The organism is Ruegeria sp. HKCCSP351 (assembly GCF_017872535.1).
In the GTDB taxonomy this organism is placed as follows: Bacteria; Pseudomonadota; Alphaproteobacteria; order Rhodobacterales; family Rhodobacteraceae; genus Ruegeria.
On sequence record NZ_JAEDOV010000001.1, the window covers coordinates 538,506 to 558,135 of the forward strand.

Genomic DNA, 19,630 nt, shown 5'->3' on the forward strand with positions numbered 1-19,630 from the left:
TGCCGCACCCCAATCAAGCCAAAATCAGGCAAACAGATCATGCGCCAATTCAAGCGCTTCGATCAGCGTATCAACTTCATCGGTAGTGTTATAGAGACCAAAGCTGGCGCGGCACGTTGCCGTCACCCCCAGGTGGTCCATCAGTGGCCCGGCACAGTGGTGACCGGCACGAACCGCAACACCCTTCTTGTCGAGAATGGTTGAGACGTCGTGTGCATGGCCAGCACCGTCCAGCGTAAAGCTGAAAATCGCGGCCTTGTCCTTGCGAGTGCCCTGAACCTGCAACCAGTTCAGCCCTGTCAGACGTTGCATCGCGTAATCGCACAAGCTGGATTCATGGGCAGCGATGTTTTCCATCCCCAGGTCCATCATATACTCTAGCGCTACGCCAAGGCCGATGGTCTGAACGATCCCCGGCGTGCCGGCCTCGAACTTCATTGGCGGGTCATTGTAGATGACCTGATCCTTACTGACCTCTTTGATCATGTCGCCGCCACCGATAAAGGGGCGCATTTCGGCCATGCGTTCGGATTTGATGAAAATCGCACCCGACCCCGACGGACCATAAAGCTTGTGGCCAGTGATCGCGTAGAAATCGCACCCGATCTCTTCGACATTTACCGGCATGTGAACGGCACCCTGACTGCCATCAACCAGAACCGGGACGCCCTTGGCGCGGGCACCATCAGTTATGGCCTTCACATCCACAACCGTACCCAGCACGTTCGAGCAGTGTGTCACAGCAACCAGCCTGGTTTTCGGTCCGATTGCATCGATTACCGCCTGCGGGTCCAGCCCGCCCTCTGCGTCGACATCGACCCATTTCAGCACGACACCCTGCCGTTCGCGCAGGAAATGCCAGGGCACGATGTTTGCATGATGCTCCATCACACTCAGAACGACCTCATCCCCCGCTTCAAGTCGCGGCATAGCCCAGCCATAGGCGATCAGGTTTATTCCTTCTGTGGTACCAGAGTTCAGGACGATCTCATTCTCGTTCGATGCCCCCAGAAAACGTGCGATCGTTCCACGAACGGCCTCGTATTTCTCTGTCGCAAGGTTGGACAGGAAATGCAGGCCACGATGGACATTCGAATACTCCTCGGCATATGCCCGCGTCACCGCGTCAATGACCACCTGAGGCTTCTGAGCCGAAGCACCATTGTCGAGATACGTCAAGGGCTTGCCATTCACCTGACGCGACAGGATCGGAAAGTCAGAGCGGATTTTCTGCACATCATACATAAGAGTGGTATTCCTAGACGGGCCCGGTTGGGCTTAGAAACAGAACGAAAGGGATGGCGACAAAAGCTGACAACACAATTACCGCAAAGGATTTCCAGAGAGACCCGAACTGATGCGCTTCATTCAGAAAATGAAGCGTGACGTAAAGGCTCAGGATTGCTGTCGCCAACAATGTCATCATCATCAGGAATGGTAGGGTCAGACTCAAGACCAGCGTCACCGCCAACGCGGCTATTTGCAGGAACTGCAGCCAGATCGTCAAAACCATCAGATCATCGAACCTCGCCAGACCTCCCAGCAATCGCCCGACCAGCAGGAATGCGACGATGCTCAGCATCATGGCCCCGGCCGAGCGCACCAAAACGATGGGAATACTCTCGAGCGCCGGAGAGGGTTGACCCGCCGCCATTGTTATCGACAAATCTATTCCCAATTGGACAGCGCAGTTCAAAACGACCGCCAGCGCAAATGCCAGCCAAAGCACTTCTCGCCCCAGCTTGAGCGCCATCAGCCGTCGCGCCGCTTCGGCCGGGTTCTTGATCGTCAAGACCGCCAGATTTCCCAGGAAACTCGAATTCATGCGACGGACCTTTGCACTTGTCTGAGACCGGATACCCAGAACCAAACAAAAACAGCAACCCAGACGAAACCCACAAACGTCAATGTAGGCCCTGGTCCGATAAACCCGGCGACAAGGCCGTTCAGCAGAACCAGCGGTGCAGAGGACAACAGCGCCCAGAACAGCGCCAGACGCGCACCATAAGCGCTTCCCTGCCCGCCAAACAGGCGCGCCGCCCAATGAGACACCAGTGCCAACGTGTAAAAGACCAAGGGCAGAATGAACACTGATCCAAGCAGAGCACCACCCAATAGCATGTTCAGTTCAACGCCTTCCAGATGCGCTTTGCGCGCAAGGCCAGGCATCTGGGCGATGAATGCCACCACGCAAAACGCCATGACAAAGATCAGCGCCCGGTCTTCTCGTTGGCCCATATCCAAAAGCCTGCGCACCACGCGCCCCGGCCCCCGGTATGTTGCCAGGATATCCGACGAAAGGGCCATCAGCTTCGGCGCGCCAGCCACCCTTCCAGACGGCTTACGATTTCATCTGCCAAAGCGCTGTCTTCGATCTCGTCCACTGCTTCTGCCAGGAATGCCAGCGTCAACATGTTGGTCGCGTCCTTGACCGGAACACCCCGTGACCGAAGATAGAACAGCGCTGTTTCGTCAATCGCCCCCGAGGTTGAGCCGTGGGAACACGCCACGTCATCGGCGTAGATCTCAAGTTCGGGTTTGGCGAGGAACTGGCTATCATCATCCAAAAGCAGCGATTGGCTGATCTGGTACCCATCGGTTTTCTGGGCCCCTTCCTTTACAAGGATCTTGCCCTGAAACACTCCGGTCGCACCGTTGCGCAGCACTTTCTTAAAGACCTGACGGCTTTCGCAATTCACCGCGTCATGGGTGATGAACACCGTGTCATCATGGTGGAAATCACCATCCCCAACACAGGCCCCGGCCACATGCGCCACAGCATTGTCGCCGGTCAGTTCAACGACCTGTTCGTTACGGGTCAGCACCCCATTCGCTGTCAAGGTGAAGGACTTGTAGACCGACTCTGCCCCCAAACGCGTGAACATATGGGTCGCGGCGCGACGTTCATGGTCCCTGCCTTGTGCCCGCACATGATGCAGCGTCCCCTTGTCGGCGATTTCAATCTCCATGCATTTGTTGAAACGCGACGCCGCCGGACCGGATTCAAGAATTGTCACCTCGGCCCCGCTTTCCACACGAATAACGTGATGCAGGATCGCGTCGGATGTCGGTGAGGCATGACGATAGATCAGGTTGATCGGTTTAGAGGGTTTGCCCGTAACGTGAATGGCAACTCCATCCGACGCAAAGGCCGTGTTCAATGCAGCCAACGGGCGCTGAACCGGGGACTGGCCACGCGCTTCCAGAACGCCATACAGGTCTTTTGCCCAATGAATGTCTTTGCAGCAGATGTCTTCAATCCGGTCGATCTTGACACCGTCCAGCGACAGCTCATCGGATTCCTCGGCGCTGAACACCCCGTCGACAAAGACTATTTTCAAACGGTCGAGGTCGTTGAAAAGTACCGGTTCATCATTGACAAACACCGCCGCAGGCAAAGCCTCGGCAGAAATCAGACTGTCGGGCTGGGTGTATTTCCAATACTCATCCCGGCGCCCCGGCAGCCCGGATTCCAGAACACGCGCCAAAGCGTCTTCGCGTGCACCACGGGTGCAGCCCGCGTCGGGCATGGTCAGCGCAGCCAGACGCGCCTCGGTTGCGGTTTGTTTCGCTTGCGGCAAAGCCATCAGTTCACCTCGGCCAGAATGTCGGCATAACCGTTGTTTTCAACCTCAAGCGCCAGATCCGGGCCTCCGGTTTTGACAATGCGGCCATCGGCCATGATGTGCACGACGTCAGGTTTGATGTGATCCAGCAGGCGCTGATAATGCGTGATCACCAGAAACCCACGGCCTTCGTCCCGCAGGGCATTCACACCTTCGGCCACCAGTTTCATCGCGTCCACATCAAGGCCCGAGTCGGTTTCGTCCATGATGCACATCTTGGGTTCAAGCATGGCCATCTGCAGGATTTCGTTACGCTTTTTCTCACCGCCCGAAAAACCAACATTGACCGGGCGCTTAAGCATATCCGCGTCGATCTTTAGCGTCTTGGCCTTGGCACGCACTTCTTTCAGGAAGTCTGCGGCAGACAGTTCCTCTTCTCCACGGGCCTTGCGCTGCGCGTTTACTGCGGTGCGCAGGAACGTCATGTTGCCAACTCCGGGGATTTCAACCGGGTATTGGAAGGCAAGGAAAACACCTGCTGCTGCGCGTTCCTCCGGTTCCATCTCCAGCAGGTCCTGACCGTCCAGAGTGGCCGAACCTTCGGTAACTTCGTACCCGTCGCGCCCCGACAGAACATAGCTGAGGGTCGATTTGCCCGACCCGTTCGGCCCCATGATCGCGTGTACCTTGCCAGCCTCGACCGTCAGGTCTACACCTTTGAGGATCTGTTTGTCTTCTTCTTCAAGCTGTACGTGCAGGTTTTTGATTTCCAGCATTTTTTGTCCTTTTGCGTATCGCAAGGGGCCCTTGGCCCCGTATTGTTCTAGCCCAGTAATCTGCGGATCAGTCTGGCGATGATCCAACCCAGGATCGCCCCGCCACCTACTGCCCAAACCGGGTTGATGAATTCCATGTAATGGGTGTTGACGTAGGCCACGCCAAGCAGACCGCCCAGAACCGGCAATGCGTACCCAAGCCAGGTCAGCACATTATCCTTTCGGATGCGGGTTCCGGGTGACCGCGTCATCACCCAACCGAACCTTCAAGTGAGATGGCCACCAACTGCTGTGCTTCCATCGCAAACTCCATCGGAAGCGCCTGAAGCACGTCTTTGCAGAACCCGTTGACCACCAGAGCCACGGCTTCTTCCTCGTCCATGCCGCGCTGACGGCAGTAGAACAGCTGATCGTCATCCACTTTTGACGTCGTCGCCTCGTGCTCAACGCGGCTCGAGTTGTTCCTGACCTCGATATAGGGAACCGTATGTGCGCCGCACTTGTCACCGATCAGCAGACTGTCACACTGCGTGTAGTTCCTGCTGTCCTTGGCTTTTGGGTGCATCGACACTAGCCCACGATAGGTGTTCTGGGCCTTACCCGCACTGATGCCCTTGGACACGATGCGCGACTTGGTGTTTTTGCCCAGATGTATCATCTTTGTGCCGGTATCAGCCTGCTGATAATTGTTGGCAATCGCGATCGAATAGAATTCACCCTGGCTTTCATTGCCGCGCAGGATGCAGGACGGGTATTTCCATGTCACGGCCGATCCGGTTTCCACCTGCGTCCACATCACCTTCGACCGGTCACCCCGGCAGTCGGCGCGTTTGGTCACGAAGTTATAGATACCGCCCTTGCCGTTTTCATCCCCCGGAAACCAGTTCTGAACGGTCGAGTATTTCACCTCGGCATCTTCTTCGACGATGATCTCGACCACGGCAGCATGCAGTTGTGCCGTGTCACGCTGGGGTGCAGTACAGCCTTCCAGATATGAGACGTACGAGCCCTTGTCAGCAATGATCAGGGTGCGTTCGAACTGACCGGTGTTCTCGGCGTTGATGCGGAAATACGTGCTTAGTTCCATCGGGCAGCGAACGCCCGGCGGGATGTAGACGAATGAGCCATCCGAGAATACAGCTGAATTCAACGTTGCATAGAAATTGTCCGATACGGGAACCACGGTTCCCAGGTACTTCTTGACCAGCTCAGGATGCTCTTTGATCGCCTCAGAGATCGAGCAGAAGATCACGCCTGCCTTTTTCAGTTCGGCCTGAAAGGTCGTGCCCACGGAAACCGAGTCAAACACTGCATCAACCGCTACCTTGCGGCCTTCGGCAGGTGCATCCTCTGCACCTTCAACACCCGCCAGAATCATCTGTTCTTTCAGAGGGATACCAAGCTTTTCGTAAGTGGCGAGCAGCTTTGGATCAACCTCATCCAGAGATTTGGGCTTCTCTTCCATCGATTTGGGGCGGGCATAGTAGTACTGGTTCTGAAAATCGATTGGAGGATAGTGAACCATGGCCCATTTGGGCTCTTCCATTTTTGTCCAACGCTCGAAAGCGGCCAGACGCCATTCGGTCATCCACTCAGGCTCATCGTTTTTCCCCGAGATCAGACGGACGATATCCGGGTTCACGCCTTTGGGCGCGTATTCCATCTCGATATCGGTGTCCCAGCCATATTTGTATGTGCCGACCTCGCGAACCGCGTCCACGGTTTCCTGATCGACACCTTCTTTTACCTGGGTCTGGTCCAAAGCGGCCATGACTTACCCTCCGTCAGATCACGCAGCCCGCGCGCGATGCTTTTTCTCTTTTTCAAGCCACGTTTCGGCGAAACGCAGCACATCTTCTTCAGTCGTCTCTGGCCCCAACGATACGCGGATTGCGCATGACGCCACCGTCTCATCAAATCCCATTGCTGTCAGAACCCGACTGGTTTTAACTTTGCCGCTGGAACAGGCGGATCCCGCACTGATGGCAAAGCCCGACAAATCCATCTGCATCACCTGCGTTTCGCCTTTCCAGCCGGGCGTCGCAAAACACAGGGTATTCGGGAGTCGCTCCTGATCTTTCCCGACAAAAATAGTAGATATTGAACCAGCCTCAAGGGCGTTTTCTAGAATATTTCTAAGTTCTCTGACTTTTTCCCATACTCCATCAGCCAGATCGCGCTGAGCAGCTTCGGCAGCCGCGCCAAATCCGGCGATACCCACCACATTTTCAGTTCCGGATCTTCGCCCCAACTCCTGACCGCCGCCGCTGGCCAAAGGTTCGATATCGACACCTTGCCGCAGGATCAAAGCGCCAACACCTTTTGGCCCGCCAATCTTGTGCGCCGACAGGATCGCCATATCTGCGCCGCTCCAGGCAAAAGAAAACGGAATGCGTCCGACAACCTGCGTAATATCAAGCAACAGCCAATCAGCGCGCCGCGCGCCATAGGGCCACTGGTTCTCGACTTTCTGTGGCGGCTTCGTGATGACTCCGGTCTCGGAGTTCGCAAGCCCCATCGCCATTATGTGCCCAGGGCCAAAGGGATGCTCGCTGCAATGGGTCAAGTCGAAATGCGACCATAGCGCATCGTGGGCGGTGCTGTCGACAAAGACGTCGCAGCCTTCGGGGCGGTTTTGCAGAACCCGCGCCGCTTCGGTCGCGCCAGAGGTAAATATGACCTCTTGCGGACGGCAACCGACGGCATCGGCGACCTGCGCCCGCGCACGTTCAACCAACGCTTTTGCGGCACGCCCTTCTGCATGAACAGATGACGGGTTCCCGACCACATCCATCGCCGCGATCATCGCTTCGCGTGCTTCGGGTCGCAGCGGCGTGGTCGCGTTATGATCCAGATAAACACGTTTCATGGATACATCTTTTCCCGCACGGAACTCATATGCATGTTCGACTTACCCAGCTCATTCATCCACGACGGAAAACAGGCTTGGAACTGCCGGGCAAGGCGCAAGGTCGTTCCTGATCACATCCGACAGGCGCGTCTGATGCAAAAAGACATAAACATGCGCGCTTAGGCTTTCCCACAAGCGGTTCGTCAAGGATTGCGCCCTGCTGCCCGATGACGCACCGGATGCTCCGGCCCCTTTTTGCAGGGCATCAACCGTCTCATCCACGGCCGCAAGAACCTCGACCACGCGAATCTCGGAGGCGGGACGTGCAAGACGATACCCTCCACCGGGCCCACGGACTGATGCAACCAGTTCCGCGCGACGCAGCTTGACGAAGAGCTGCTCAAGATACGGCAGAGAAATGTCCTGCCGTTCCGAGATTTCGCCCAGGGTTACCAGCCGGTCTGTTGGCTGAAGCGCAATATCCGCCAAAGCGACCATTGCGTAACGCCCTTTGGTCGAAAGCTTCATTCCCTGCCCCCTTTTAGCCGGATCTGCGCGAAATCATTGACGCCGACGCTGCCAGTGCGTATCTCCGACTGACAGCGCGATTGCGCCAAGCAATGTAATTAGAACCGTTCTAAGGTGTCCGACGATTATAGTCAAGTATATCCGGATACCCGCACGAAAATGACAGGACCAAAGCACACATGCCCGAGGTGATTTTTCCCGGACCCGAAGGCCGCCTGGAAGGCCGCTACCACCCGCAAAAGGAAAAAGACGCACCGATCGCTATCGTGCTTCACCCGCATCCTCAGTTCGGCGGGACTATGAACAACAAGGTGGTCTATAACCTGCACTATGCCTTTTACAACATGGGCTTCACCGTGCTGCGCTTTAACTTCCGCGGCGTCGGTCGCAGCCAGGGCGAATATGATCAGGGCGTAGGCGAGCTGAGCGATGCGGCATCTGCGCTGGATTACCTGCAATCCATGAACAACAACTCGAAACACTGCTGGGTTGCGGGCTTTTCGTTTGGGGCGTGGATTGGAATGCAGTTGCTGATGCGCCGCCCCGAAATCACGGGTTTCATTAGCGTGTCACCGCCTGCCAACATGTATGACTTTTCCTTCCTTGCGCCCTGCCCGTCTTCGGGTCTGATCATCAACGGATCGGCTGACCGTGTGGCACCACCAGCGGATACCACCGCGCTGGTCAACAAGCTGCACGAGCAAAAAGGAATCACAATCACCCATAACGAGGTTGAGGGCGCGGATCATTTCTTCCAGGAACGCCACATGGACACGCTGATCACAGATGTCAGCGACTATGTGAAACGTCGGCTGACCGAGAACACCCGCTAATGTCCGACACCATCACATCGCTCGCGGCCAAACTGGCCGAAGATACGATGAAGGTCATGGACGAAACTGGCGAAGACCGGTTCTTCGTGGAGGTAGGTGAAGTGCTTGGTGCGGCGTCGCAATCACTGGAAGAGGCTTTCCTGACGGAAATCCGCGTGCGTCTGGCCGAACGCAAGGCCAGACAATTCGTGATCAAGCGCCTCGCCACGCATCGCGCGAAACTCAAGGCGATTGAAAAGCAATGACCGATCGCCTGGCTGCGCAGGTCGCATTTCTGAAACGGGCCGACAATCTGAAACTGGTCGAGCGGGCAAATGTCCTGCTTGACCAGTCAAGGCCCGAAAACTCTGCTGAACACAGCTGGCACTTGGCTTTGTGGGCAATGGTCATGGCACCGCTGGCCGGGCCGGACATCTCGGTCGACCGGGTCATCCGCATGTTGCTACTGCATGATCTGGTTGAGATCGTGACAGGTGATCACCCGATTCACCTCAACACGGATTGGGACACCGTGGCCGAGGCTGAACAGGCTGCCGCACAGGAATTGTTTGGCCTGTTGCCCGACGAACAAGCGCAGGAATTTCTTTCGCTCTGGCACGAATTCGAGGCTGACCAAACCCCGGATGCCCGGTTTGCCAAGATTCTGGATCGCTGCCAGCCGCTGTTTCAGGTTCTGTGCGCCACCGACCCACGAGAGGATCATGTGGAGATTGCGCGGTCAAATCTGGCAGACGGGCGCGCAGCGTATCTGGCCCATACGTTTCCAATGGCCCACCAGCATGCCACTAACCTCTTGACCAACTCGGCCCCTCAGGATGACGCATTCACGAAAAGATTGGCATTTCTCACAGAAGCGGACCAGTTGAAATCCGTTCTGCGCGCCTCACGCCTGATGGCCAGTGACAGGTTCGAGAATTCGGCTGAACATTCGTGGCATGTCATGCTCTACGCATGGGTATTGTCGGAATACGCGCATTCGGACGTTCAAGTGGACCGAACCCTCCAGATGTTGCTTTTGCACGATGTTGTCGAAATCGACGCGGGCGACCACCCGATCCACGGACATGTCGACCACGCGGAACAGGAAGCCAAGGAACAGGCCGCCGCCAAGCGATTGTTTGGCCTTTTGCCTGACTGTCAACACAGGCCATTTACTGAACTTTGGCACGAGTTTGAGGCAGCTGAGACCGCAGAAGCCAGGTTTGCAAAGGCTGTTGACCGCTTTCAGACACCCATAGCAAATCTGGAAACAGGTGGCGGCTCATGGGTCGAATACAAAGTGAAATTCGACCAGATTGTAACGCGTGTCCGACCAGCTATTGCAGCGGGAGCGCCTCAGCTGTGGGACTGGCTGCAACCGCAACTGGTTGCGCATTTCGAAAATGGCAAAACAACCGATCCTCAAGCATAAAAAAAGGAGCCTGAAGGCTCCTTCTTTCTTGCTCGGTTTCTAGCGGCGTTCAAAAAACACTACTACCATCAAACTGTTGAACCAAGTTGGCTGCATTCACTTCGACGGACCCCCCGTCAGCAAGCCACCCAATCGCCACTATCAGACCCGAAGCAAATATGATTGATTTCGCAAATAACGTCATCGCTCAAAACTCGTTAACAAAATGAAAAAATATACGGCGAATATTACATTCATTCGACTGAAAAAACAGTCAGGTATACCTGACCCAAGGTAATCTTGTAGACAACATGACGGCCCGCGTATTTCACTCACACAAATCGCTCTCAAGCCACCCGACGCACCCTTTTCCGAGGTATTCAATGCCCCAAGCCTATCTGTATCTGTTGCTGGCTGTGCTGGCTGAAACCATTGGCACAACGGCCCTGCAAGCCAGCCAGCAGTTTACGCGGTTCTGGCCATCCGTGATCGTTATCGTTGGGTACGCGTTTGCATTCTACCTTTTGGCGATGACGTTGAAGGTCATGCCTGTCGGCATTGTTTATGCTATCTGGTCCGGACTAGGCATCTTCCTGATCGCGCTCATCGGTTTTATCGTTTTCGGTCAGCGTTTGGATTGGCCGGCAATACTCGGATTGGCGATGATTCTGGCGGGAATCCTGATCATTCACCTCTTTTCAAAGACTGCCGGGCACTGAAGGCCGGTTAGGGCTGGTATATTTTGCCGCGCCGCGTTATGCGCGCGGCAACTTCCCGTTCAAAGGCTGACCTCTCATGGACCTGCGCAACATCGCAATCATCGCTCACGTGGACCACGGCAAAACGACCCTGGTGGACGAGCTGCTCAAACAATCCGGTGCATTCCGGGAAAATCAGGCCGTCGCGGAACGCGCCATGGACAGTAACGACCTGGAGCGTGAACGCGGCATCACCATCCTGGCCAAGGCCACCTCGGTTGAGTGGAAAGACACGCGCATCAATATTGTCGACACCCCTGGCCACGCCGATTTCGGCGGCGAGGTCGAGCGCATCCTCAGCATGGTCGACGGTGTTGTTCTGTTGGTGGACGCCGCAGAAGGCCCGATGCCCCAGACCAAGTTTGTAACGTCCAAGGCACTGGCGCTGGGCCTACGCCCGATCGTGGTTCTGAACAAGGTCGACAAGCCGGATGCCGAACCTGACCGCGCACTGGACGAATGCTTTGACCTGTTCGCCAATCTCGGCGCGGATGACGACCAGTTGGATTTTCCTTCAATGTACGCCTCGGGCCGTTCGGGCTGGGCGGATATGGAGTTGGACGGTCCCCGCAAAGACTTGAGCGCGCTATTCGACCTGATCGTCGATCATGTCCCTGCCCCGAAGCAGGTCGAACACAAAAATGAACCCTTCCGGATGCTGGCCACGACATTGGGCAGCGATCCCTTCATCGGTCGTATCCTGACCGGTCGCGTGGAAAGCGGCACGCTGAAGGCTGGCGACAACCTCAAGGCGCTCAGCCGCGATGGTTCGGTCATCGAAAACTTCCGCGCCACGAAAATCCTGGCGTTCCGGGGACTGGCCCAGCAGCCCATTGACGTGGCCGAAGCAGGCGACATCGTGACCATCGCTGGCATGAGCAAAGCCACCGTAGCGGATTCGCTGGTTGCCCCTCAGGTCACTGAGGCCCTGCCCGCACAGCCCATCGATCCACCGACCATTACCGTGACCTTCGGTATCAATGATTCTCCCTTGGCAGGCCGTGACGGCAAAAAAGTTCAATCTCGCGTCATTCGTGACCGCCTGATGAAGGAAGCCGAGTCGAACGTCGCCATCCGTGTCACCGACACCCCCGGCGGTGAGGCGTTCGAGGTTGCGGGCCGCGGCGAGTTGCAAATGGGTGTTCTGATCGAGAATATGCGCCGAGAAGGCTTTGAGCTCAGCATCTCGCGCCCGCAGGTTCTGTTCCGTGAAGAAGACGGGCAGCGGCTTGAGCCCATCGAAGAAGTTACCATTGACGTGGATGACGAATATTCTGGTTCCGTAATTGAAAAGGTTACCGGCGCACGTAAGGGTGAACTGGTCGAGATGCGCCCAGCCGGTACGGGCAAGACGCGGATCATCGCCCATGTCCCGTCCCGCGGTCTGATTGGTTACCATGGCGAATTCCTGACCGACACGCGCGGTACGGGTGTACTTAACCGCGTGTTCCATGACTGGGCGCCACATAAGGGGCAGATTCCGGGCCGTCGCGCAGGTGTTCTGATCTCGATGGAGAAAGGTCAGGCCGTGGCTTATGCGCTGTGGAACCTGGAAGAGCGTGGCCGCATGTTTGTTGGTCCCCAAACAGACGTGTACCAGGGTATGGTGATCGGCGAACACTCGCGCGACAACGATCTGGAAGTGAACCCGCTCAAAGGCAAGAAGTTGACAAACGTACGCGCCAGTGGATCCGACGACGCGGTCCGCCTGACGCCGCATATCCAGTTCTCACTGGAGGAGGCAATTGCCTATATCGACGATGATGAACTTGTGGAAGTCACACCAAACGCGGTGCGTCTGCGGAAGCGTTTTCTTGACCCGCACGAGCGTAAGCGGATGGCCAAATCTGCCTAGAACACCCTCAGGTTGCAAACTGACCAAACGGAAACAATGGCATTAGTGTGGCAAATTTGCTTCCAATTCGACAAAAGACGAAATCAGAAAAACCGGGCTCACTGCCCGGTTTTTATTTGAAAAATAACAGCTTTCTCCATATGACTGAAGGTTTCTGACACAAACCTCACCAACAAGATATTGTAGGCGCCCTCAAATTATGGTCAAAACACGTCAGAAGTGTGACGTCCTTCACAAACACCGACACGGGAATGGTGCATAGAAGGACGAAGTTTAGTTATCGAGTTCCAAGGAGTTCAAAATGGGTAATAGAGCTCGTAAGTTTCCGCTGTTTTTTATTGCGACAACTTTTCTGCTTTCACCTGCCGGTGAAACCTTTGCCGCTGGGACATGTACAGTTGCAACAGCGCGGCAATCCGCTGCGTCCGCTCAGGTTTTATGCGAATGCGATGCCGTGACATCCGGCATGATCCGCTATATTCAACGTCGCCATGACTTCGATCAGATACTGGCGCGCGTAGGTGCAGAATGCGCCCCACTGGCGGGCCTGCTGAGTGACTTCCCGACCGCATCGATCGGTGTCTCAGACCAGAGATCTGGAGACGGACCTTCCCAGGAAAACGGCACGACCTCCAATGGCGGCGGTGGTAACCCAACCGGGGGTGAAGAACCCGGTGGTGAAGAACCCGGTGGTGAAGAGCCCGGTGGTGAAGAGCCCGGTGGTGAAGAGCCCGGCGGTGAAGAGCCCGGCGGTGAAGAGCCCGGTGGTGAAGAGCCCGGCGGTGAAGAGCCCGGTGGTGAAGAGCCCGGCGGAGAAGAGCCCGGTGGTGAAGAGCCCGGCGGAGAAGAGCCCGGTGGTGAAGAGCCCGGTGGTGAAGAGCCCAAGAATATGGAGCAACAAGTCAGCGAACGCGCCCAAGGAATGCGGAGCGCATTTGATGGCAAAAACTCCGCTGGCCGTGGCCTCGGGAATAGAGAGCGCCGATAAGCAAAACGTCCGGATTTCCCTTTCCGAACGTCAGGTTATCGACAGCACTGTCGGGCGCAGATCACCGCTGCGCCCACGACAACACTTAGTTCTTCGCTGATATCAGCTGCGTCCGTAAACGCCAACCCATTGACTGGGCCGCTTCGGATTCTGCATTCGCAAAAACAGGTAGCGCGTAGCTGTCCAGGGTTTGATCCGGTTTGTAAGATTATCCAGAATCAGGTCGCCCTGTGCCGAACGGTAAACCAGAACCGCATGAGGTGTCCGACGTGTGTCCAGTACGGTTGCAATCAAAAGCTTTCTTGGATCAACCCCGGCATGGATCAGATCTCTTTTCTTCAACAAAGCAAAGTCTTCGCAGTCACCGCCTCTGGATGTTGGCAGCGCCCATCGCTCTCGCATTTTATACTGGGACTGATCTGTAACTTCACGGGTCGACGCGTTTACGCGGCGATTCACCTGATTTACCACCTTCAGCTCTTGCTGGCTGGAAAGTTTGACCGAGCGTTTAGCGGCGCAAGCCCAGTCATACTGGCTGCAAAGGTTGATTGCACCTGAAGGCGGTGGCGAAGACGCGATGAATGGAATAAAGACACCGTCGGAAGCGTGGGCAGCAGGTGCTAAAGCCAAGCCACCGATGCACACGGCGCAGATACCCAATGCACGCGCCGCAACCGATACAGGCACGGAAACACACCTCTTGGTTAAATTCGCTAATGAAATCATGCGAGTTCCCCGATCCGATGTTCTTCGAATGATTACATGGCCACCTGCACCACATTCTGTTTCTTGAAACTATCTGTGATCAGGTGTTACGCGCAATCTTTTGAGACCTTGCAAAGGAAACAGGGCAGAAATTCGTCCGAGAATCTGACAATTTCACGTAAGAATTTTGTTGGCGGGGCCACAATTCGGCCAGGAACCATTCAACAGAACAGGAGCATTGAAGGATAAGTGATTGAATTAAATCAATTAAGCAAAAAACAGCCCGCTGTCGCGGGCTAATCAGTATCAATCAAACATGACATAAGCCGAATCTTGCTCATTCACTGCCGGTTTTCTTGGAAATATCAGTGCCTTGGAAGCAAGCCCCGAATGTCACTCGGTGATTTCCACCACAACCAGTTCACGTTCGCTTGCTCCACGCGCGTGATTCAGGGCCTGCTGGTACTCATCCGAGTGATAGCATTCAACCGCAGCCTCCAGCGTTGGGAAGCGCGCCACTACGTTTCGTGGACGTTCCTTACCTTCCAGCTGAACGTACCGTGCAGCACGGGCGATAAACTCGCCCCCGTGCTTGGCGATGGCCGGTCCGGCCAGTTCCGCGTATTTGCCGTAAGCCTCAGTGTTCGTCACCGTGACATGTGCAATCCAAAGAGCAGCCATATTATCCTCCCAAAACCTGTTGTGCGGCCTTGATTGCCGCATCTGCATTTGATGCATCCTTGCCGCCGCCCTGGGCCATATCAGGACGACCGCCGCCGCCTTTTCCGCCCAACTCGATTACCGCAGCTTTGACAAGATCCACCGCCGAAATCTGTCCGGTCAGGTCTTCTGTCACACCAGCCGCAACGGCCGCCTTGCCGCCCGTATCCGCAATCAGCAACACCGCACCCGATCCAAGGCGGTTTTTGTGTTCGTCGATCAACGCGGGAAGGTCCTTGCCTGAAACACCGCTGAGCGCTTGTGCCAGGAATTTCACACCGTTTACATCCCGCGCCTCGGCACCACCGCTCTGACCGGCCCCGCCAGCCATAGCCAGATCCCGGCGCAACTGAGCCACTTCGTTCTGCAAGGCCTTGCGTTCGTCCAGAAGGCTTTTCACGCGCGCCACCACGTCGTCCGGTTGCGCTTTCAGTTCCGATGCCACCTGAGCCAGACGTTGATCCTGAGCTGAAAGATAGCGGAAGGCTTCACCCCCGGTCAGCGCTTCGATCCGACGCACACCTGCACTGCTGGCGCTGTCACCCAACACAACAAAGGTGCCGATATCACCTGTCTGGCGCACATGTGTGCCGCCACAGAGTTCTATCGACCATGTATCGCCTTCATGGCCTTTGCCTGTTGGCGCCTTGCCCATGGAGACGACACGAACCTCGTCACCATATTTCTCGCCGAACAAGGCCTGCGCGCCCAATGCGCGCGCGTCGTCAGGTGTCATGACCCGGGTTTCAACGATCGAATTCTGGCGGATGAAATCGTTCACCTCACGTTCGACTTTTTGAATTTCCTCCAGGCTCAGCGCTTTGGAATGACTGAAGTCAAACCGCAAACGATCCGCCGCGTTCAGCGAGCCGCGCTGCGCCACGTGATCACCCAGCGTTTCGCGCAACGCTTCATGCAGCAGGTGCGTGGCCGAATGGTTGGCGCGAATGGCGGAACGGCGGGCGTGATCAACTTCAAGCTCTACCGCGTCGCCCTTGCAAATGACTCCGCTTTGAACCGCCACCTTATGAGCATAGACCTTGCCGTCGGCAAACTTCCTCGTGTCCTCCACGCGGCTCAGGTGATCGCGATCCTCCAGCCGACGCAACGCGCCAGTATCACCGACCTGACCACCGGCCTCTCCATAGAACGGGGTCTGGTTCACGACGACCCAACCGCTGCTGCCCGCGTCGATCTTGTCGACCAGCGAACCATCAACAACGAGGGCGGCAACCTGCGCTTCGGCTTTCTCAGTATCGTAGCCCAGGAAATCCGTCGCACCGGCTGCATCCAGAACATCGAACCATACGACCTGATCCGCTGCTTCACCTGACCCGGCCCATGCGGCACGTGCCTTGGCCTTTTGTTCGGCCATCGCGGTATCAAAACCGTCCGTGTCAACGCTCAGGCCCTTTTCACGCAGCGCATCCTGCGTAAGATCCAGAGGGAAGCCATAAGTGTCGTAAAGCTTAAAGGCTGCTTCACCTGACAGGGGCGCCCCCTCGGAAAGCCCCGAAACCTCATCATCCAGCAACTTCAGACCACGGTCCAGTGTCTGCTTGAACCGGGTTTCTTCCAGCAGCAGCGTCTCTTCGATAAGCGGTTGCGCCTGTTTCAGTTCAGAATAATGCCCACCCATCTGCTGCACCAGCGTAGGCACCAGGCGATGCATGACAGGATCCTTTGCGCCCAGCAGGTGCGCATGGCGCATGGCGCGGCGCATGATCCGGCGCAGAACGTATCCGCGGCCGTCATTGCTGGGCATCACACCGTCTGCAATCAGGAACGAGGTCGACCGCAGGTGATCCGCGATCACCCTGTGATGCACGTTCTGGTCGCCATAGGGGTCGACACCGGTCGCGTCTGCCGAAGCCTCAATCAAGGTCTTGAACAGGTCGGTGTCATAATTGTCATGACTGCCCTGCAACAGCGCCCCAATCCGTTCGAGCCCCATACCGGTATCGATGGACTGCATGTCAAGCTCGACCATCGAGCCATCTTCGAACTGCTCGTTCTGCATGAAAACGACGTTCCAGATTTCGATGAACCGGTCGCCATCCTCCTCGGGTGATCCCGGAGGGCCACCCCAGATGTGATCGCCGTGATCATAGAAGATCTCGGTGCACGGGCCGCAAGGTCCGGTCGGACCCATCTGCCAGAAATTGTCATTGGTGGCGATACGAATGATCCGGTCCTCGGGCACACCGACCTTTTTCCAGATTTCAAAGGCTTCATCATCCGTGTGGTAGACGGTCGTCAACAGGCGGGTCTTGTCGATACCGAATTCCTTGGTGATCAGTTCCCAGGCAAATGGGATCGCTTCATGTTTGAAATAATCCCCGAATGAGAAGTTTCCCAGCATCTCAAAAAACGTATGATGACGCGCCGTATAGCCAACATTGTCGAGATCGTTGTGCTTGCCACCCGCACGCACACATTTCTGCGCCGTAGTGGCGCGTTTGTAATCGCGGGTTTCCAGACCGGTGAACAGGTTCTTGAACTGCACCATACCTGAGTTCACGAACATCAGCGTCGGGTCATTGCGCGGCACCAGCGGGCTGGACGCGACGACCTCATGCCCTTGTTTTTCAAAGTAGTTCAGAAAAGTCGATCGGATGTCGTTCAGGATTGGCATAGGGCTCTCTCGGCGCACATATATCTTGGTCTCCGTTGGTTTAGCCCCCTGTCAGGTGAGTGTCCACAGGAGAGGCACACAGGAACGAAACAAGGCGACCCGATCAGGTCGCCTTGTTTCAACTGTTAAAGTCTTTGCGCAGATGTCAGGGGTTACCCACCTCAGGACATCAGGCCTCCAGAATATCGTCATCCTCGGCAACGTCTGGCGACATATCGAATTCCAGCCCATGCGCCGCGCGGATCTTGTCTTCGATGTCCAGCGCCACCCGGCTGTTTTCCCGCAGGTATTGTTTGGCGTTCTCGCGCCCCTGCCCGATCCGCTCATCACCATAGCTGAACCAGGATCCCGACTTTTCAACAACACCGGCTTTGACACCCAAATCCAGCAACTCGCCCATCTTCGAGATGCCTTCGCCATACATGATGTCGAACTCGACCTGCTTGAACGGCGGTGCGACTTTGTTCTTCACAACTTTGACACGGGTCTGGTTCCCGACAACTTCGTCCCGATCCTTGATCGCGCCAATCCGGCGGATATCCAGCCGAACCGAGCTGTAGAATTTCAGCGCATTGCCACCGGTTGTGGTTTCCGGGCTGCCGAACATCACGCCGATCTTCATCCGAATCTGGTTGATAAAGATGACCATGCAGTTCGAGCGACTGATCGAGCCGGTCAGTTTGCGCATCGCCTGGCTCATCAGCCGGGCCTGCACACCGACACTGCTGTCGCCCATGTCCCCTTCGAGTTCCGATTTCGGCGTCAGGGCAGCGACCGAGTCGACAACAACCATATTGACCGCGCCCGAGCGCACCAGTGTATCGGTGATTTCAAGCGCCTGCTCACCGGTATCGGGCTGCGAGATCAGGAGCTCATCCAGATCAACACCCAGCTTTCGGGCATATTGCGGGTCCAGTGCGTGTTCTGCATCCACGAACGCGCAAACTCCACCCCGCTTTTGCTGCTCAGCAATGCAATGAAGGGTCAAAGTGGTTTTGCCCGAGCTCTCAGGCCCGTAGATCTCAACAATGCGCCCCATCGGCAGTCCACCGATACCCAGCGCGATATCCAGACCCAGCGAGCCGGTCGAGCACGCCTCGATGTCCTGCCGGGCATCTTCGCCCAGCTTCATGATCGACCCTTTGCCGAACTGCCGTTCGATCTGGGCCAGCGCACTGTCGAGCGCCTTTTGCTTGTCTGCGTTTTTCTTGTCGCTCATTGTCAGAAGATCCGCCATTGTCCTGTCGCCTTCCCTTTTGTCACACCCTTAATCGGGCGGCAATCGCTGCTTTGTTCGCCTCTTGTTCCTTATGAGATCAAAAAGAGAACATTTCAACTAAAACTTACAGAAATCAGTCTTCTGCAATTGTGTTAAAGAGTCGTTTACGACAATCTGCACAAGTAACATGGCAACCTTGGGAACCGATAGATGCTTGTTTTTTATAAAGAACGACTAGCTTTTCTTTCAGTCCCCAAGACCGGTAGCACGGCTTATCACACGGCGTTGCGTGACCGGGCCGATCTCATCGTGACACATCCGCCAGAGCTGAAACACGCCCCGGTGCGTCGGTATGACCGGTTTTTCCAGACCATGTTTCGAAAACTGTTTGATACCGAGATGGAAATTATGGCCGTTGTGCGCGAACCGTTGGATTGGCTGGGCAGCTGGTACCGGTTCCGCAGTCGCGAAGACTTGATAGGTCAACCGCGCTCGACACGTGACATGAATTTTGACGCCTTCGTGCAAGCCTATTTGCAGGACACACGTCCCGAGTTCGCCAATGTCGGCAGCCAGGCGCAATTCTTCCGTACTCGCAACGACAGTTCTGGCGCTCGTCATATCTTCAAATTCGAGCATCAAGACAAGGTGTTGGACTTTCTGCAAACACGTCTGGACATGCAGATCGACCTGAAGCGCGAAAACGTTTCGCCTCCGGGAGATTTGCATCTGTCACCTGCGACCGAACAGAAGTTTCGAAATGCCTTCCCGGAAGAATTTGCGCTGCACAAAGCCGCAATGTGATC

General features: G+C 56.0%; 20 protein-coding genes. 7 read left to right on the forward strand and 13 right to left on the reverse strand.

Annotation, left to right across the window (positions count from 1 at the left end; genetic code table 11):
• Positions 1–24: 24 nt before the first annotated feature.
• The 9 genes from I9182_RS02685 to I9182_RS02725 are packed head-to-tail and all read right to left on the reverse strand — an operon-like array spanning position 25 to position 7,721.
• Positions 25–1,245: a cysteine desulfurase gene (locus I9182_RS02685; protein WP_209596291.1), complete on the reverse strand. Its 1,221-nt coding sequence runs from the start codon at positions 1,243–1,245 to the stop codon at positions 25–27.
• A gap of 13 nt (positions 1,246–1,258) precedes the next feature.
• Entirely contained in the window at positions 1,259–1,825 is a 567-nt protein-coding gene (locus I9182_RS02690; RefSeq protein WP_209596294.1) for a YIP1 family protein, read from the reverse strand.
• On the reverse strand, positions 1,822–2,307 hold the full coding sequence (locus I9182_RS02695) for a YIP1 family protein (RefSeq protein WP_209596716.1): 486 nt from the start codon (positions 2,305–2,307) through the stop codon (positions 1,822–1,824). Before I9182_RS02695 ends, I9182_RS02690 begins: the two co-directional genes overlap by 4 nt.
• Complete coding sequence (gene sufD, locus I9182_RS02700; RefSeq protein ID WP_209596296.1) at positions 2,307–3,587, reverse strand: Fe-S cluster assembly protein SufD; 1,281 nt, start codon at positions 3,585–3,587, stop codon at positions 2,307–2,309. Before sufD ends, I9182_RS02695 begins: the two co-directional genes overlap by 1 nt.
• Positions 3,587–4,342, reverse strand: a complete 756-nt coding sequence (sufC, locus tag I9182_RS02705; protein ID WP_209596297.1) for a Fe-S cluster assembly ATPase SufC — start codon at positions 4,340–4,342, stop codon at positions 3,587–3,589. Before sufC ends, sufD begins: the two co-directional genes overlap by 1 nt.
• A gap of 47 nt (positions 4,343–4,389) precedes the next feature.
• Positions 4,390–4,593 carry a hypothetical protein gene (locus I9182_RS02710; protein ID WP_209503897.1) on the reverse strand — a complete coding sequence of 68 codons (204 nt, stop codon included), beginning with the start codon at positions 4,591–4,593 and terminating at the stop codon, positions 4,390–4,392.
• Entirely contained in the window at positions 4,593–6,113 is a 1,521-nt protein-coding gene (gene sufB, locus I9182_RS02715) for a Fe-S cluster assembly protein SufB (RefSeq protein ID WP_209503896.1), read from the reverse strand. Before sufB ends, I9182_RS02710 begins: the two co-directional genes overlap by 1 nt.
• An 18-nt stretch (positions 6,114–6,131) precedes the next feature.
• Positions 6,132–7,211, reverse strand: a complete 1,080-nt coding sequence (locus tag I9182_RS02720; protein ID WP_209596299.1) for a cysteine desulfurase family protein — start codon at positions 7,209–7,211, stop codon at positions 6,132–6,134.
• A 51-nt stretch (positions 7,212–7,262) separates the two neighbouring features.
• Positions 7,263–7,721 (reverse strand): Rrf2 family transcriptional regulator, encoded by a 459-nt coding sequence (locus I9182_RS02725; RefSeq protein ID WP_209596301.1) that lies wholly within the window; start codon positions 7,719–7,721, stop codon positions 7,263–7,265.
• 179 nt (positions 7,722–7,900) lie between these two features.
• Between I9182_RS02725 and I9182_RS02730 the strand changes: the two genes are divergently transcribed.
• The 6 genes from I9182_RS02730 (at position 7,901) to I9182_RS02755 (ending at position 13,545) form a co-directional block, all read left to right on the forward strand.
• Complete coding sequence (locus I9182_RS02730) at positions 7,901–8,554, forward strand: alpha/beta hydrolase (RefSeq protein ID WP_209503893.1); 654 nt, start codon at positions 7,901–7,903, stop codon at positions 8,552–8,554.
• On the forward strand, positions 8,554–8,799 hold the full coding sequence (locus tag I9182_RS02735; protein WP_209503892.1) for a hypothetical protein: 246 nt from the start codon (positions 8,554–8,556) through the stop codon (positions 8,797–8,799). Before I9182_RS02730 ends, I9182_RS02735 begins: the two co-directional genes overlap by 1 nt.
• Complete coding sequence (locus I9182_RS02740) at positions 8,796–9,965, forward strand: HD domain-containing protein (RefSeq protein WP_209596302.1); 1,170 nt, start codon at positions 8,796–8,798, stop codon at positions 9,963–9,965. Before I9182_RS02735 ends, I9182_RS02740 begins: the two co-directional genes overlap by 4 nt.
• Positions 9,966–10,327: 362 nt before the next feature.
• On the forward strand, positions 10,328–10,663 hold the full coding sequence (locus I9182_RS02745) for an SMR family transporter (protein ID WP_209596305.1): 336 nt from the start codon (positions 10,328–10,330) through the stop codon (positions 10,661–10,663).
• A gap of 76 nt (positions 10,664–10,739) precedes the next feature.
• Positions 10,740–12,557, forward strand: coding sequence for a translational GTPase TypA (gene typA / locus I9182_RS02750; protein ID WP_209596307.1), 1,818 nt, complete (start codon positions 10,740–10,742; stop codon positions 12,555–12,557).
• 301 nt (positions 12,558–12,858) lie between these two features.
• On the forward strand, positions 12,859–13,545 hold the full coding sequence (locus tag I9182_RS02755) for a hypothetical protein (RefSeq protein ID WP_209596308.1): 687 nt from the start codon (positions 12,859–12,861) through the stop codon (positions 13,543–13,545).
• Between the two features lie 102 nt (positions 13,546–13,647).
• Here the strand turns inward: I9182_RS02755 and I9182_RS02760 are convergent, their stop codons facing one another.
• The 4 genes from I9182_RS02760 to recA all read right to left on the reverse strand — a co-directional run bounded on the left by I9182_RS02760 (position 13,648) and on the right by recA (position 18,842).
• A complete protein-coding gene (locus I9182_RS02760; protein WP_348540316.1) occupies positions 13,648–14,232 on the reverse strand; it encodes a transglutaminase-like cysteine peptidase in 585 nt (194 codons plus the stop codon).
• A 411-nt stretch (positions 14,233–14,643) separates the two neighbouring features.
• The gene (locus I9182_RS02765; protein ID WP_209503886.1) at positions 14,644–14,931 is read right to left on the reverse strand and encodes a DUF1330 domain-containing protein; all 288 of its coding nucleotides are present in this window, start codon (positions 14,929–14,931) and stop codon (positions 14,644–14,646) included.
• 1 nt (position 14,932) lies between these two features.
• On the reverse strand, positions 14,933–17,605 hold the full coding sequence (gene alaS / locus I9182_RS02770; protein WP_209596311.1) for an alanine--tRNA ligase: 2,673 nt from the start codon (positions 17,603–17,605) through the stop codon (positions 14,933–14,935).
• Between the two features lie 169 nt (positions 17,606–17,774).
• Positions 17,775–18,842 (reverse strand): recombinase RecA, encoded by a 1,068-nt coding sequence (gene recA / locus I9182_RS02775; RefSeq protein WP_209596312.1) that lies wholly within the window; start codon positions 18,840–18,842, stop codon positions 17,775–17,777.
• A 192-nt stretch (positions 18,843–19,034) separates the two neighbouring features.
• On the opposite strand from recA, the gene I9182_RS02780 reads away from it, so the two are divergent.
• On the forward strand, positions 19,035–19,628 hold the full coding sequence (locus tag I9182_RS02780; protein WP_209596314.1) for a sulfotransferase family 2 domain-containing protein: 594 nt from the start codon (positions 19,035–19,037) through the stop codon (positions 19,626–19,628).
• Positions 19,629–19,630 lie beyond the last annotated feature (2 nt).

Bases quoted from the DNA above. Each gene is read 5' to 3' on its own strand.
- I9182_RS02725 (WP_209596301.1), bottom strand. From the start codon at position 7,721: ATGAAGCTTTCGACCAAAGGGCGTTACGCAATGGTCGCTTTGGCGGAT.
- I9182_RS02735 (WP_209503892.1), top strand. From the start codon at position 8,554: ATGTCCGACACCATCACATCGCTCGCGGCCAAACTGGCCGAAGATACG.
- alaS (WP_209596311.1), bottom strand. From the start codon at position 17,605: ATGCCAATCCTGAACGACATCCGATCGACTTTTCTGAACTACTTTGAA.
- I9182_RS02720 (WP_209596299.1), bottom strand. From the start codon at position 7,211: ATGAAACGTGTTTATCTGGATCATAACGCGACCACGCCGCTGCGACCC.
- sufB (WP_209503896.1), bottom strand. From the start codon at position 6,113: ATGGCCGCTTTGGACCAGACCCAGGTAAAAGAAGGTGTCGATCAGGAA.
- I9182_RS02690 (WP_209596294.1), bottom strand. From the start codon at position 1,825: ATGAATTCGAGTTTCCTGGGAAATCTGGCGGTCTTGACGATCAAGAAC.
- recA (WP_209596312.1), bottom strand. From the start codon at position 18,842: ATGGCGGATCTTCTGACAATGAGCGACAAGAAAAACGCAGACAAGCAA.
- I9182_RS02765 (WP_209503886.1), bottom strand. From the start codon at position 14,931: ATGGCTGCTCTTTGGATTGCACATGTCACGGTGACGAACACTGAGGCT.
- I9182_RS02755 (WP_209596308.1), top strand. From the start codon at position 12,859: ATGGGTAATAGAGCTCGTAAGTTTCCGCTGTTTTTTATTGCGACAACT.
- sufD (WP_209596296.1), bottom strand. From the start codon at position 3,587: ATGGCTTTGCCGCAAGCGAAACAAACCGCAACCGAGGCGCGTCTGGCT.
- I9182_RS02685 (WP_209596291.1), bottom strand. From the start codon at position 1,245: ATGTATGATGTGCAGAAAATCCGCTCTGACTTTCCGATCCTGTCGCGT.
- I9182_RS02710 (WP_209503897.1), bottom strand. From the start codon at position 4,593: ATGACGCGGTCACCCGGAACCCGCATCCGAAAGGATAATGTGCTGACC.
- I9182_RS02740 (WP_209596302.1), top strand. From the start codon at position 8,796: ATGACCGATCGCCTGGCTGCGCAGGTCGCATTTCTGAAACGGGCCGAC.
- I9182_RS02730 (WP_209503893.1), top strand. From the start codon at position 7,901: ATGCCCGAGGTGATTTTTCCCGGACCCGAAGGCCGCCTGGAAGGCCGC.
- I9182_RS02695 (WP_209596716.1), bottom strand. From the start codon at position 2,307: ATGGCCCTTTCGTCGGATATCCTGGCAACATACCGGGGGCCGGGGCGC.
- typA (WP_209596307.1), top strand. From the start codon at position 10,740: ATGGACCTGCGCAACATCGCAATCATCGCTCACGTGGACCACGGCAAA.
- sufC (WP_209596297.1), bottom strand. From the start codon at position 4,342: ATGCTGGAAATCAAAAACCTGCACGTACAGCTTGAAGAAGAAGACAAA.
- I9182_RS02745 (WP_209596305.1), top strand. From the start codon at position 10,328: ATGCCCCAAGCCTATCTGTATCTGTTGCTGGCTGTGCTGGCTGAAACC.
- I9182_RS02780 (WP_209596314.1), top strand. From the start codon at position 19,035: ATGCTTGTTTTTTATAAAGAACGACTAGCTTTTCTTTCAGTCCCCAAG.